The organism is Streptomyces racemochromogenes, from assembly GCF_039535215.1.
Classification (GTDB): Bacteria; Actinomycetota; Actinomycetes; order Streptomycetales; family Streptomycetaceae; genus Streptomyces; species Streptomyces racemochromogenes.
The window spans coordinates 3,806,233-3,819,116 of the sequence record NZ_BAAAWT010000001.1 but is presented as its reverse complement, the minus strand read 5'-3'; the positions used below and the strand labels follow the sequence as shown (position 1 = coordinate 3,819,116).

At 75.5% G+C, this 12,884-nt stretch carries 13 protein-coding genes; 7 read left to right on the top strand and 6 right to left on the bottom strand.

Annotated elements, in window-relative coordinates; translation table 11 throughout:
• Positions 1-22: 22 nt before the first annotated feature.
• The 5 genes from ABD973_RS17705 to ABD973_RS17685 form a co-directional block, all read right to left on the bottom strand.
• A complete protein-coding gene (locus tag ABD973_RS17705) occupies positions 23-1,261 on the bottom strand; it encodes a hypothetical protein (RefSeq protein WP_125821539.1) in 1,239 nt (412 codons plus the stop codon).
• Positions 1,262-1,355: 94 nt separating this feature from the next.
• Complete coding sequence (locus ABD973_RS17700) at positions 1,356-1,889, bottom strand: SigE family RNA polymerase sigma factor (protein WP_125821540.1); 534 nt, start codon at positions 1,887-1,889, stop codon at positions 1,356-1,358.
• Between the two features lie 56 nt (positions 1,890-1,945).
• Positions 1,946-2,464: a GNAT family N-acetyltransferase gene (locus ABD973_RS17695; protein WP_241253287.1), complete on the bottom strand. Its 519-nt coding sequence runs from the start codon at positions 2,462-2,464 to the stop codon at positions 1,946-1,948.
• 78 nt (positions 2,465-2,542) lie between these two features.
• The gene (locus ABD973_RS17690; RefSeq protein ID WP_345500827.1) at positions 2,543-3,760 is read right to left on the bottom strand and encodes a serine hydrolase domain-containing protein; all 1,218 of its coding nucleotides are present in this window, start codon (positions 3,758-3,760) and stop codon (positions 2,543-2,545) included.
• A gap of 117 nt (positions 3,761-3,877) precedes the next feature.
• Positions 3,878-4,819 (bottom strand): ScbA/BarX family gamma-butyrolactone biosynthesis protein, encoded by a 942-nt coding sequence (locus ABD973_RS17685; RefSeq protein WP_241253288.1) that lies wholly within the window; start codon positions 4,817-4,819, stop codon positions 3,878-3,880.
• 117 nt (positions 4,820-4,936) lie between these two features.
• Between ABD973_RS17685 and ABD973_RS17680 the strand changes: the two genes are divergently transcribed.
• Entirely contained in the window at positions 4,937-5,545 is a 609-nt protein-coding gene (locus ABD973_RS17680; RefSeq protein ID WP_125600364.1) for a ScbR family autoregulator-binding transcription factor, read from the top strand.
• Positions 5,542-6,507, top strand: coding sequence for an NAD-dependent epimerase/dehydratase family protein (locus tag ABD973_RS17675; protein WP_241253289.1), 966 nt, complete (start codon positions 5,542-5,544; stop codon positions 6,505-6,507). Before ABD973_RS17680 ends, ABD973_RS17675 begins: the two co-directional genes overlap by 4 nt.
• On the opposite strand, the gene ABD973_RS17670 is transcribed toward ABD973_RS17675, so the two are convergent.
• Positions 6,504-7,091, bottom strand: a complete 588-nt coding sequence (locus tag ABD973_RS17670; protein ID WP_345500822.1) for a TetR family transcriptional regulator — start codon at positions 7,089-7,091, stop codon at positions 6,504-6,506. The genes ABD973_RS17675 and ABD973_RS17670 overlap by 4 nt on opposite strands.
• 368 nt (positions 7,092-7,459) lie before the next feature.
• On the opposite strand from ABD973_RS17670, the gene ABD973_RS17665 reads away from it, so the two are divergent.
• From ABD973_RS17665 to lxmK, 5 genes are read left to right on the top strand one after another with little or no spacing between them, the layout of a single operon-like run.
• Positions 7,460-8,470, top strand: coding sequence for an IS701 family transposase (locus tag ABD973_RS17665; RefSeq protein WP_345500820.1), 1,011 nt, complete (start codon positions 7,460-7,462; stop codon positions 8,468-8,470).
• Between the two features lie 56 nt (positions 8,471-8,526).
• Positions 8,527-9,270, top strand: coding sequence for a class I SAM-dependent methyltransferase (locus tag ABD973_RS17660; RefSeq protein ID WP_125600355.1), 744 nt, complete (start codon positions 8,527-8,529; stop codon positions 9,268-9,270).
• A 9-nt stretch (positions 9,271-9,279) separates the two neighbouring features.
• A complete protein-coding gene (locus ABD973_RS17655) occupies positions 9,280-9,984 on the top strand; it encodes an ABC transporter ATP-binding protein (RefSeq protein WP_125821545.1) in 705 nt (234 codons plus the stop codon).
• Entirely contained in the window at positions 9,981-11,777 is a 1,797-nt protein-coding gene (locus ABD973_RS17650; RefSeq protein WP_345500817.1) for a hypothetical protein, read from the top strand. The genes ABD973_RS17655 and ABD973_RS17650 overlap by 4 nt, the downstream gene beginning before the upstream one ends.
• Positions 11,774-12,883 (top strand): class V lanthionine synthetase subunit LxmK, encoded by a 1,110-nt coding sequence (lxmK, locus tag ABD973_RS17645; protein WP_125821547.1) that lies wholly within the window; start codon positions 11,774-11,776, stop codon positions 12,881-12,883. Before ABD973_RS17650 ends, lxmK begins: the two co-directional genes overlap by 4 nt.
• Position 12,884: the final 1 nt, after the last annotated feature.

Sequence of the window (12,884 nt, the reverse complement as noted above, 5' to 3'; positions counted from 1 at the left end):
GCCCCGCCCCCGTCGGGGGCTGTCAGCGCGCGCCGGCGTCCTTCCAGTGCCGGTTCAGCGCGACCTCCCTGACCTGCTCCAGGGTGAGCGCGGGGGTGGCACGGCTCGCCGGGCCCGTCTGCTTGGGGGCGTTGTACGCGGAGACCGTGATCCGCCTCCCGTCGGGCCGCAGGGTGTCCACGGACCAGCGGACCACGCCCGGGGCGTTCTCGCCGGCCGGGCCCTGCGTCACCTTCGCGCGGACGCCGTCGGCCTGCGCGGTGGCGTCGGCGGGGAAGCCGGTGCCGCCCCTCTGGACGCGGAGTTCGACCAGGGAGCGGCCCTTGCCGTCGTCGAGGACGACGTAGCCGTAGCCGCCGTCGCCGCCCCTGTCGGCGACGGGGATCTCGGTGCCGCGCAGCAGGGTCGCCAGGAACATCTCCGCGTCCTCCTCGGGGCCCTTGGCGGAGCCGCCCTCGGCGGGTGCGGGCGGCAGGTCCTCCAGGGCCGGGCGCCACTTGTCCGACAGCACCAGGGCCTTCATCAGGTCCATGGCCAGCGGAGGTTCGGCGCGGGTGGGGCGGGCCTGCTTGCCCTGGGGCGCGTTGTACTCCGAGGCGTCGAGGAGGTGGCCCTGCGGGGTGGCGAGGGTGGCCCGCCAGTCCTTCACCGATCTGCGGGAGTCGTCGTAGTCGTAGGACTGGATGAGCAGGAGCCGGGAGCCGTCGGGCAGCTTCTCCTCCTTGCAGGAGTCGAAGGCCACGTTCTTGCGGTCGGGGCAGGTGGTCATCTCCCTGGCCATCGCGCCGGCCGGGTCGATCCGGGTGAGCAGGACGCCGATGCGCGCCTGCCCCTTCCCGTCGTCGAGGAGTCCCGCCGCCATGGGGGCCTGGTCGTCGGTGCCGCGGCTGTCGGACGGTGTGAACTGCCCGGCAGGGAGCAGGGACTTCAGGATCTGCGACATCTGCGCGGCGGTCACCGCCCCGGTGCCCGGCCGTTCCCGCGAGCCGTCCACCGGCGGCCGGGCCGGTCCCCGGCTGGGCAGGGCGGGTGCCGAGGCGGCCTCGCCCCGGCCGTCGCCCCCGATCAGGCCGCCCGTCCAGGCTCCGGCCGTACCGACCAGGGCCAGGGCCAGTACGGAGCCCCCGGCCACGGCGGCCCGGCGGCGGGCCACGAGCCGGCGGCCGCGCCGTTCGCCCGCCGCCGCCAGGGCCTGGGGGTCCGGCGTGAAGGCGGCACCCGCGCTCCGGAGGGCTTCGCCGAGCTCGTCTTCAAGGGGCATGGGGGGCATGCGGAACCAGACCTTCCACTTGGTGGGCGGGGAGAGGGACAGGGCGGGGTGGGAGGACGGCGCCGGGGAGGGCGGCACCGGGGCCTCAGTGGCCCGCGAACTCGGCGAGGCTGCCGCCCAGCTGCCCCCGCAGCCGGGACAGCGCCCGGGAGGTCCGGGTCCGTACGGCCGCCGAGGTGACCTTCATCGCCTCGGCGGTCTCCTCGACGCTTCGGTCCTCCCAGTACCGCAGCACCAGCACCGCCCGGTCCTTGGGCGCCAGCCGCCCCAGCGCCTCCAGCAGCGTCAGCCGCAGCGCCGGATCCGTACCGCCCGCCACCGGCTGCGCGCCGCCCCGCGGCCCGTCGGCGCCGGGGAACTCCCCGAACGGGCGCTCCCCCGCCGAGCGGCGGCGCTGGTGCGTCAGGAAGACCCGGACCAGCACCGTCTGCGCGTACGCGGCCGGATTCTCGATGCGCGAGATCCGGCCCCACAGCAGGTACATCCGCCCCAAGGTCTCCTGTACGAGGTCCTCGGCGAGGTGGGTGTCCCCGCTGGCCAGCAGACAGGCCGACCGGTACAGATGACCCGACCGGCCCGCCGCGAACTCGCGGAACCCGTCTCTGCGACCCTGCCGCATGCACTCCCCCTCGCGTCCGTCTCACCCCATCGACGCGACGGCCCCCGGGAAATGTTTCAGCCGAGGTCGTGGAAGTACACGTGGAACTCCTCGCGCACGAAACCCTCGGACTCGTACAGCCCCTGCGCGACGAGGTTGTCGTACGCGGTCTCCAGCTGCACCCCCGCCACCCCGGCCTCCCGCGCCCGGCGCAGCACCTCGCGCAGCAGCGCCCGGCCCGCACCGGTACGGCGGCCGGCCGGGGCCACGTACAGGTCGTTGAGGATCCACGCCGTGCGCAGGGTGAGCGAGGAGAAGGCCTGGTAGACCTGCGCGAACCCGACGGTGCCGGGGATCCCCGGCGCGTCGGCGAGCAGGACCAGCGACTCCCCCCTGGCGATGCGCTCCGCGAGGAACTCCCGCGGGGCGCCGGCGTCCTCGACGCCCACCTCGTAGAAGTCGAGGTAGCCGCGGAAGAGTTCCGCGGCCGTGTCCAGGTCCGCCTCCCCCGCCACCCGGAGCACGACCCCGGAGCCCTCGTCCGTGACCGTGCCTCCCGCGCCGTCGCCGCCCTGGGTTTCCGCCTTGCCGAACATGCTTCTCTCCTCGATCCGTTCGCGCGCCGGCGTCCATTGTGCGCGGGCGCGGGGGAGCGGGGTCCGGGGGAAGGCGCGTCAGTGCCCGGTGACGGGCTGGGCCGGCAGGGACAAGACGTGCCGCGGAGTGACGGTCCTGGTGATCGCCTCGCCGAACAGCGTGCTGGGCTCGTTGCCCTCGTGGGCGACGTCCGTGTTCAGCATGACCACCAGCGTCGCCCGCGACTGCGGGAGGTAGACCACCAGGTCCTGGTAGCCCGGCAGTGATCCGTTGTGCCCGATCCAGCCCTGGACGTCGAAGACGCCCAGGCCGTAGCCGGCGCCGGGCAGCGCCTCGACCACCTTCAGCCGCTGCGCCTGGGTGGCGGGGGTCAGCAGGGTGCCGGTGGCCAGGGTCTTCGCCCAGCTCCGCAGGTCGGGCAGGTCCGAGATCATCGCTCCGGCCGCCCAGCCCCAGGAGGGGTTCCAGTCGGTGGCTTCCTCGGTCTTCCCCGAGGCGGTCTGGTCGGTGTAGCCCTGCGCGTGCGGCTCCGGGAACCGCGCGTCCGTGGGGAAGAGGGTGTGGTGCAGCCCGGCGGGCCCGGCCACCCGCTCCTCGACGTACCGGTTCAGGGGGATCCCGCTCAGCTTCTCCACCACCAGCCCCAGCAGGATCGTGTTGGTGTTGCAGTAGTCGAACTCCGCGCCCGGCTCGAACAGCACCGGATGCCGGAAGGAGTACGACAGCAGCTCCTGCGGGGTGAAGGGGCGCCGGGGATCGGCCGTGAGGGCCTTGAAGAACCCCTCGTCCTCGGAGTAGTTGTAGAGCCCGCTGCGCATCCCGGCCAGTTCGCGCAGGGTGATCCGGTCGCCGTTCGGCACGCCCGCGACGTACTTCCCCACGGGGTCGTCCAGCCCGGCCCTTCCCCCGTCGACCAGCTGGAGCAGGGCGGTGACGGTGAAGGTCTTCGTCACGCTGCCGATCCGCTGGTTCACGTCGGCGCGCATCGGCGCCCCGGTCGACTTGTCGGCGGTCCCGAAGGCCCGTACGTACTCCCCCTTGCCGGGGGCGGAGAGGGCGACGACCACGCCCGGGACCCCGGTCTCCTCGAGCACCTTCCGGACGGCCTCGTCCAGCCGGGCCGCCACGGCGGGCGTGAGCCGCGGGAACTCGTCGGACGCGGGAGCGCCGACGGCCACGGGCGCCGCGGGCACCGGGGCCTCCCAGGTGTAGCCGGCCCCGACGCCGACGGGGACCACCACCAGACCGACCGCGGCCGCCCCCACCGCCGCGCCGCGCCACCGCCGTCTCGTCATGCCCGGCCTCCCGCTGCCGTACGTCCCTCCACGCTAGTCCCGCCCCCGGCGCGCGGGCGACCGGGGGCGGGGGGCGGTGCGGGAGCGGGCGGCCGGGCGGACCCGGCGGCGGCCCGGTCAGGGGGCGGGCGCGACGGTGACCTCGGCCGTGAAGGCGGCCTCCCCCTCCTGGACGGCGTCGACCAGCAGGGTCCCCGGGGACGATCCGGGGGACGTGGCGGGCCGGGCCTCGATCAGGCAGGGCGAGTCGAACTCGACGTAGCGGTGGAAGGTGACGTCCATCGACGTCGGCAGCACCGGCTGCGCCGAGGGGTGCACGGCGTGGGCGGCCTGGCGGGCGGCTTCCAGCAGGACCATGCCGGGGACGTGGTCCACGGGGTGGTCGAAGAGGACGGGGTGGGCGGTGTCCACCCGCAGGGGCCAGCGGCCCGGGCCCTCCTCGCGGCCGAGCACGACGTCGCGTACGTTGTCGCGGCCCACCAGCGCCGGGGCGAGGGGTGCGACCGGGCCGGGCACGGCGGCGAACACCCGCCGGACGTCCGAGCGTTCGGCGCGCACCCGCCGGTAGACGGCGGGGGCGATGCAGCCGAAACGGGTGTCGGCGACGGCGATCTGGACGCCGTCGCGGAAGACGGCGATGTCGAGGGAGACCGCGGCGGGGATGCCCCTGCGGAGGCTGAACTCCGAGCAGGTGACGCGCAGTTCCAGTTCGGCGGGCGTCCAGCCGACGTGCAGCGCGTGCGGGTTGAGGGCGTAGCCGAACCGCGACCAGCTCAGCTGGTGGCCGAGCGGGGTCCCGTACGCGGTGTGCAGCAGCAGCGGAAAGGTCTGGCGCACGGTCTCGCAGAGCATCAGCGGATCGTGCAGCCCCGCCGTGGCGGTGTAGAAGCTGTGGCTGCGCGGCCACTGGGCGGTGATGGTGAAGTCGTGGGTACCGGTGCGCCGCCAGCCCGTGAGGAAGACCTCGCAGTGGGCGGCGCGGTGGACGTATTCCCTGGGCACCGTGGTGGTCAGCGCCGGCGCTCCGGCGGATATCGGCCCATGGGCGGTGACGAGCATGTTCCCCCTTGCGTGCACTTGCGTGCGTGTGCGGCCCCCGCGCTGACGGTCGACGGCGGCCACTCCGTAAAATAGAGAATGTTCGTTTTGTTTGTCGAGTGGCTGGTGGTGTGATCCATGGCGGGGTTGAAGCAGGACCGTGCGTTGAGGACGCGGGAGGCGATCCTGCGCGCCGCGGCCGAGACGTTCGACGAACTCGGCTTCCACGGCGCGAGCATCAGCATGATCATGGGGCGGGCCGGGGTCACCCAGGGCGGCATGTACTTCCACTTCGCCTCGAAGGTGGAGCTCGCCCGGGCCGTCATGCTCGCCCAGGGGGACTACGTACAGCTCCCGCCGGGCGAGGACGGCCTCCAGCGGCTGATCGACATCACCTTCCACGTGGGCCGGGAGCTCCAGGAGAACGTCCTGTTCCGGGCCGGCGTGCGGCTCGCCGTCGAGCAGGGCGAGTTCGGGCTCCAGGACGACACGGCCTACCAGCAGTGGGTGGAGCAGTTCCACGCCCTGCTCGTCGTGGCGCGGGAGCGGGGCGAGCTGCTGGCGGGGGTGGACGAGCGGGAGTTCGCGCAGGTCCTGGTCGGCGCGTACAGCGGCACGCAGCTGTTCTCGCAGATCGCGACGGGGCGCGTGGACCTGCTGGAACGGGTCGCCGCGCTGTGGAAGTACTTCCTGCCGTGCATCGCCACGCCGCAGACGCTGGCCCAGCTGCGCGCCACCCCCCGGTGAGCCCGCTGCGGGTGGTGCTCACCGGCGCGACGGGCTTCATCGGGGCGGCGGTGCTCCGGGAGCTGGACCGCCGGCCGGACGTGTCCGTGCGGGCCGTCGGGCGGCGGCGGCCGCCGGGGGCGGGCGCGGCCGGAGGGGCCGAGTGGGTGCGGGCGGACCTCGCGCGGCCGGGGTCCGTGGCCGGGGTGTGCGAGGGCGCGGACGTACTGGTGCACCTGGCCGGGGTGGTGGGCGCGGACGAGGCGCTGTGCGAGGCGGTCAACGTCCGCGGCACGGCCGCCCTGATGGCCGAGGCCGTCCGGGCCGGGACCGGCCGGGTGGTCCACCTGTCCACGGCCGCGGTGTACGGGCCCGGGCCGCACCGGGGTGCCGCCGTCGGCGAGCTGGAGCCGGCTCCGGTGTCGGCCACCAGCCGGACCCGGCTGGCCGGGGAGGCGTACGCCCTGGCGGCGGGAGCCGTCGTCCTGCGGCCCGGCCTGGTGCTGGGCGCCGGGGACCGGTGGGTGGTCCCGGCCCTCGCCGAGCTCGTGGAGCGGGTGCCCGGGCGGTGGGACGGCGGCCGGGGCCTGCTCAGCGCGGTCGACGTCGGCGACCTGGCCCGGCTCCTCACCGCCCTCGCGGTCCTGCCGGGGGACGGCGGGGCGACGGCCGGGCGGGTGTTCCACGCCGGCCATCCCGTGCCCGTGCGCAGCGGCGAGCTGCTGGCGGAGCTCGCGGAGCTGGGGGTGCTGCCGCGGGTGCGCGCCGACCTGGCGTGGGAGGAGTGCCTGCGCCTGCTGCGGGCCGCGCCGGGGGCCGTGAGCGAGCGGCAGTTCGCCCTGCTGGCGCGGGACCACTGGTACCGCAGCGACGAGGTGTGGCCCCTGGCCGCCTGCCCCCCGGGCCCGGGCCCCCTGGCCCGGCTGGCAGCGGCGGCGCCCTGGTACCGCGAAGCCGTGGGGCGGCCCGCGGCGGCGGCCTAGCCGGGGCCTATGCCGTCCAGGACGAGGAGCCAGATGGCCTCCAGCTGGTCCAGGGCGGCGCCCTGCCCGTCCGGGTACGCGCCGCGCAGGGTGGCCTCGGCGCCCCAGAGCAGGTGCGCGACCAGGGCCGTCACGCCCGCCGGGTCGGCGGGGGCGTGCAGTTCGCCCCGGTCGTGGGCCTCCTGGGCCAGCCCCGCCACCGCGGGGTGCCACAGGGTGGTCCAGTCCTCGACGTCGGGCAGTTCCCGGCCCAGGTGGGCGCTCGCGCGCACGGTGACGTCGTCCCGCAGCAGGCGGGCAAGCTCCAGCAGCAGGCTCCCGAGGTCGTCCAGGGCCTTCCCGCCGCCGCGGCGGGCGGCCGCGTCTTCGAGCGCCGACCGCACCGCCGAGCACCCCTCCTCCGCGACGGCTTCGGCGAGTTCGGCCTTGCTGTCGAAGTGGAAGGTGACGGCGCCCATGGAGACGCCGGCGACCTGACTGATGGCCTTCAGCGACGTGCCGCCGTATCCGGCGCGGTAGAACTCCGAGGCGGCCGCCCGCACCGCGGCGTTGCGCGTCCGGACCGCCCTCTCCTGCTTCACCATGTCTCTCCGATGTCGCCGCACCCGGACGAGCCGCGCGTGGACGCCGGACACGGGTGCCGTGAGCGCGGTGCCGTGCGCGGGTGGATTGCGCGGGTGCTGTGCGTGGGTGCTGTGCGTGGGTGCTGTGCGTACGTACGTGGATGTCGTGCGCCGGCGGTCACCCCCGCGCCGCCCGCGGTGGCCAGCCTGCGAAACACCGGGCCGTCCGGCAAGGCCTAGTTGCCAAAAACGCGCCGGATTCGGGGCGGATCTCGAACCGCGAGACACCTGACGCCCCGTCAGCACGCCCCCTCCGGCCGACTTGCCGAAGTAGTCCGCCGGTGTGGATCAAGCCTGGAAAAAAACAGAACGTTCGCTATTGTTTTTGCATGATCTCAGTGTTCGCCGAGGCCACCTTCGGCAGCCTCCGCCGGACCGACCAGCGCCGATGGGCCGAGGTGTACCTGCGCGGGCTGCTCGGCACGTCCGGCAAGAAGACGGTGCGGCGGCTCGCCGCCGCCGTATCGGACCGGGAGACGGCCTTCCAGTCACTCCACCAGTTCGTCAACGCCAGCCCCTGGGACTGGGAACCGGTCCGCCGGGAGCTCACGCGCTGGGCGGAGGAGCACACCGCTCCCCGCGCCTGGGTGCTCGACGACGTGGTCCTGCGCAAGCGCGGCGACCACTCGTGCGGAGTGCACCGCCGCTACAGCCCGGCCGACGGACGTTCCGTCAACGGCCAGGTCGGCACCGGAATGTTCCTGGCCGGCGACCACGGGGCCCTGCCGGTCGACTGGTCGCTGTACCTGCCCGAGTGCTGGATCGCGGACCCCGCCCGCAGGCGCCGGGTCCGCATCCCCGACGGCATCGGCCACCGCTCCGCCGAGGAGCAGGCACTCGGCCTCGTGGACGCGCTGGCCGCGGCCACCCGGCTGCCCGCCGTCCCGGTCGTGGCCGACGCGTCCTCGCGCCCCGGCGCGGAGGCGTTCGTCCGCGGCCTCGCCCGCCGCGGCCACGACTTCGTGGTGGCGGTCCCCGGCCACCTGCCCCTCGCCCGCGCCGCGACGGCGCTGTCGGGGCCCGTGCGCGCGGACCAGGAGCGGCCCGCGTACCGCGCCTTCGCCACCCGCGGCCGCGCCGGCCGGCCCGCCGAGCGCACCTGGATCACCAACATGCCGCACGCCCGGACCGAGGAACTGCTCGCGCTGACCCGGACCCTGGGCCTGGCACGGGAGGCCGTGCGGTACATGGAGAGCGATCTCGGGCTCGGCGACTTCGAGGGCCGCTCGTTCCCCGGCTGGCACCACCACATGACGCTCGTCTCGGCCGCCTACGCGTACAGCAGGCGGGCCCAGGCGGACCTCCCGCACCACCTCGCCGCCCTTCCCGCGGCGGCGTAGACCGACCACCGCAGACCACCGCAGACCACCGCACACCCCTTCCGAAAGGGAAACCCATGGATTCCGCCACCACGTACGACGCCCTGGCCGATGTCTACGACCTGATGTACCCGCCCGCCTCGCCGGATATATCGGACGCCGTCGCCTTCATCGCCGACCTGGCCCCGGAGGGCGGCCGCGTCCTCGAACTCGGCGTGGGCAACGGCCGCATCGCCATCCCGCTCGCCGAGCGCGGCCTGACGGTGCACGGCATCGACGGCTCCGAGCAGATGCTGGAGAAGCTCGCGGCACGCGACCCCGAGGGGAAGGTCACCACCACGGCCGCCGACTTCACCACCGGCGGCACCGGCGAACAGTTCGACGTGGTGTTCATCGCCCTCAACACCTTCTTCGCCCCGACCACGGCCGAGGCCCAGGTCCAGTGCATGCGGCGGATGCGCGAGCAGCTGGCGCCCGGCGGCCGCGTGGTCATCGAGGCGTTCGAACCGCGCGCCTTCCACCAGCAGGAGGGCGAGAAGACCAGCACCCGCTACCTCTCCCCCACCTCCGTGATGGTCGACAGCACGCACGTCATGCGCGACCGGCAGCTGATCCTCGTCATCCACACCGTCGTCGACGGCGGGGTGCCGCGCCCCACCCAGGAGGTCATCCGCTACGCCTGGCCCACCGAGATCGACCTCATGGCGCGCCTCGCCGGCCTGCGGCTGGTGGAACGCCTCGGCGGCTGGCGGGGCGAGTCCTTCGACGCGAACAGCCACCGCCACGTCTCCGTGTACGAGGCCTTCGAAGACCCGAAGTAGGCACCGCACATGAAGGCGACCCGGAAGGCGACGCGCAAGGCCGCTCCGATCAGGAGCCTGCTCCGGCTGACCGACGTCAGCCGCAGTTACGGGGACCGCAGCGTACTGCGCGCGGTCACCATGGAGCTGGCGTCGGCGCGGTGCACCGTACTGGTGGGGGACAACGGATCGGGGAAGTCCACCCTCCTGCGGCTGGCGTGCGGCCGCGAGCAGCCCACGTCGGGCGAAGTCCGCTTCGACGGCGAGCCCCTGCACGAGGACTCCCCCCGCACCCGCGCCCGGGTGGCCACCGTGATGGAGGCCGGCTCGGCCTATCCGGACCTGACGGTGCGCGAGCACCTGATGCTGGTCGCCGTCGGCCACGGACTCGGCCGCCGCGCGGGCGAGACGGTCGACCGGGTGCTGGCCGACCACCGGCTGGCCGGCCACGCCGGGTCCCGGCCCTCGGCGCTCTCGTCGGGGCAGACCCAGTCCCTGCTGCTGGCCTCCGCGTTCGTACGGCCGCACGACCTGCTGGTGCTGGACGAACCCGAGCAGCGGCTGGACGCCCGGGCCCGCGTGGAGCTGGCGCAACGGCTCACGGCCCACAAGCGGCGGGGGGCGGCGATCCTGCTCGCCACCCACGACGACGGGCTGGCGGCGGCCGTGGCCGACCACGTGCTCACGCTGGAGGACGGACGGGCCACCGTGGCCCCGGTCGGGGGGAACCGGTGAAGACCGACCGCACCCCCCGCGACACGGACCGCACCACCGGCACCGGCAGCGGCGAAGGCACCGGCAGCGGCACCGGCACCGGCACCCGCAGCGGTACCGACACCGACCTGCGCCGGCGCACGGACGAGACGCTGGCGTTCCTGCACGAGGCCCGCACCGCGACGCGCCTGGGCAAGCGCAGGAGCAACGCCTTCGTGCTGTACTGCGTCGCCCTGGGCACGGCCTTCTGGCTGGTGCCCCTGCTCATCGCCGCCGCCGGGGCCGGCCGGCGCGGGGAGTGGCACGGCAGCACCTCCGGCCACCTGCTGGCGGGCCTCCCCCTCGCCGTGCCCGCGCTGCTGACGCTGGTGGTGGTCCACGCCGCCCGCGGCGCCGTCTGGCGGGGCCCGGTGCTCGTGGACCTGCCGACCGTCTCGTGGCTGCTGCCCCTGCCCGTCCTGCGCGGTCCGCTCCTGCTGCCCCGGCTCCACGCCGCCGCGCTCCGCGCGGCCGCGATCGGCCTGGCCTGCGGCGGGGTGCTGGGCTACCTGCTCTCGATCGCGGGCTCCGCCGCCTGGCTGCCGCTGACCGCGGCGGGCGCGTGGGCCGGCACCGCCGCGGCGCTGACCGCGGTGGCCGCCGGGCTGCTCGTCGAACGCCACGACCGCGCCGTCGCCCGCAACGCCGTCCGGTTCCAGGGGATCACCTGGACACTGGCGGCGGGCTCGGCGGCGCTCTGCGCGTACGCGTCCCTGCGCGGCGCCGGCGGCCCCGCCGGCACGCTCGCCCTGTGGTCCGGCCCCTGGGGGTGGGCCGCCCAGCCGCTCGTCGCCGCGGCCGGGCACCCCGCCCCCGGCTGGCCCGCCGGGGCGGCCCTGTCCGCGGCGTTCACGCTCGCCGCGCTGCTGTTCGCCCGGCGCGCCACCCCGGACGTCCCCGAGGAGGCCCTCCGCGCCCGCGCCACCGTCGCGTCCCGGGTCTCCGCGTCCGTGTACTCCCTCGACCTGCGCCAGGCCCGTTCCGCGGCGCGCGCCACGCGGGGGCAGCGCGCCAGACCGCTGCTGCGGCTGCCCGTACCCCGCAGCCGGTGGCTGATCGTGCCCTGGCGCGACGCCACCGGACTGCTGCGGGCCCCGGGGCGGCTGCTGTGGGCGGCCCTGTGGGGCACCGCGGCCCTCGGCCTCGGCGCCGCCGCCCACCACGCCCGGCCCGACGGGCAGGCCGCCCTGTGCGCGGCCGCCCTCGTCGCCGAGTACCTGGCGGCGGCGCAGCTCACGGAGCCCGCCCGGCTCGACAGCGACGACGCCCGCCGCTCCGCCAACCTCCCCTGCTCGTTCCGGGACCTCGCGCTGCGGCACGCCTGGGTGCCGTGCGCCCTGCTGCTGGGCTGGCTCGGCGCGGGCACCGCCGCGGCCTGGTCCACCGGCCGGGGGACAGCGGCCTTCGCGGTCCTGGTGGCGGCGGTGCCGGCCATGGTGGCCGCCGCGCTGGTCAGTTCGTACCGCGGGCCGGTCCCCACCCACCTGCTGGTCGGCGCGGAGACCCCCATGGGCAACACCGCCGCGCTCCAGACCGGGCTCTGGTACGCGCGCGGCCCGCTGGCCGCGCTCGCGCTGTGCGCCCCCGCGCTGGTCACCGCCGACCGCGCCCGCGAGGCCGGCGCCGGCCACATCGGCTGGCTGCTCCTGGTGGGCGCGGCGGGCCTGTGGTGGGCGCGGCGCACCGCCCACCGGCTGCACGGCGCACCGCCGGGCCGGCCCCCCCGACACGCGGGCAGAAGACTGCGCGCCTACCTCATCACAAGGCTGAAATGACCGACGATCTCGCCACCACACCCGCCGTGCAGGCCCTCCTGGAGCGGCTCGGGCTCGGCCTGCTGCCGCCCCCGAAGGGCGACGGACCCACCGGCCGCAACCGGAACGCGGCCGGCCGGACCACCACCGGCCGCGCCGTCTTCGTCAAGCAGCTGGACGCCCGGCAGCCCGACGCGGCCCGCCGCTTCCGCCGCCAACTCGCCTACGAGGAGACGGCCACGGCCCACCCCGGGGCCCTCGCCTCGCCGCGGTGCCTGGGCTGGGACGCCGACGAGCTGCTGATCGTCTTCGAGTGGCTCGAAGGCGCCCGCTCCGGCTCCGACCTGGCCGCCGACGAGGAGTTCGACGACGAACTCGCGCGCCGGGCCGGGGAGATGATCGGCGCCCTGCACTCCCTCCCGCCCCGGGCCCTGCCCGCCCGGAGTGCCGCGGCCGCGGAGCCGGACCCGATCCTGCTCCCCCCGCTGGAGTTCTTCGACGCGCTCCCGCTGGCCTACCACACCCAGGCCAGCGGGGCCTCGCTGGAGGCCTGGGGGATGCTGCAACGCGACACCGAACTCGCCGGCGCGCTGCGCCGGCTGCGCGCCGAGGAGGCGGCCGCGCCGACCGCCCCCGTCCACGGCGACCTGCGCCTCGACCAGTTCCTGCTGCACGGCGGGCGGCTGCGCCTGTGCGACTGGGAGGAGTTCCGCAGGGCCGATCCGGCCCGGGACGTCGGCGCGTTCGTCGGCGAATGGCTGCACCGCGCCGTCCTCGACATCCCGTCGAAGGACGCGGAGCTGAGCGGCCCCGCGCCGCAGCTCTCCCACCAGGACGTCGTCGAGCGCGGCGTGGCCGAACTGAACCGGCTGCGGACGCGCAACGTCGCCTTCTGGGAGGGCTACCGGGCGGCCACCGCGTCAGCCCCCGCCGCGTCCGCCGCCCACGACCCCGGCCTGCCCGTCCGGGCCACCGCCTTCGCCGGCTGGCACCTCATCGACCGGATGTTCGCCTCCGCCGAGCAGCGGCCGCGGCTCACCGCCCTCGACCGGGCGGCGGCCGGCATCGGACGCTCCGCCGTGCTGCACCCCGAGAAGTTCACCACCGTCCTCGGCCTGGAGGCTTGAG

Coding starts and splice junctions, on each gene's coding strand:
- ABD973_RS17690 (WP_345500827.1), bottom strand. CDS start 3,760: ATGACGAGACGGCGGTGGCGCGGCGCGGCGGTGGGGGCGGCCGCGGTC.
- ABD973_RS17695 (WP_241253287.1), bottom strand. CDS start 2,464: ATGTTCGGCAAGGCGGAAACCCAGGGCGGCGACGGCGCGGGAGGCACG.
- ABD973_RS17670 (WP_345500822.1), bottom strand. CDS start 7,091: ATGGTGAAGCAGGAGAGGGCGGTCCGGACGCGCAACGCCGCGGTGCGG.
- lxmK (WP_125821547.1), top strand. CDS start 11,774: ATGACCGACGATCTCGCCACCACACCCGCCGTGCAGGCCCTCCTGGAG.
- ABD973_RS17665 (WP_345500820.1), top strand. CDS start 7,460: ATGATCTCAGTGTTCGCCGAGGCCACCTTCGGCAGCCTCCGCCGGACC.
- ABD973_RS17700 (WP_125821540.1), bottom strand. CDS start 1,889: ATGCGGCAGGGTCGCAGAGACGGGTTCCGCGAGTTCGCGGCGGGCCGG.
- ABD973_RS17660 (WP_125600355.1), top strand. CDS start 8,527: ATGGATTCCGCCACCACGTACGACGCCCTGGCCGATGTCTACGACCTG.
- ABD973_RS17680 (WP_125600364.1), top strand. CDS start 4,937: ATGGCGGGGTTGAAGCAGGACCGTGCGTTGAGGACGCGGGAGGCGATC.
- ABD973_RS17705 (WP_125821539.1), bottom strand. CDS start 1,261: ATGCCCCTTGAAGACGAGCTCGGCGAAGCCCTCCGGAGCGCGGGTGCC.
- ABD973_RS17655 (WP_125821545.1), top strand. CDS start 9,280: ATGAAGGCGACCCGGAAGGCGACGCGCAAGGCCGCTCCGATCAGGAGC.
- ABD973_RS17685 (WP_241253288.1), bottom strand. CDS start 4,819: ATGCTCGTCACCGCCCATGGGCCGATATCCGCCGGAGCGCCGGCGCTG.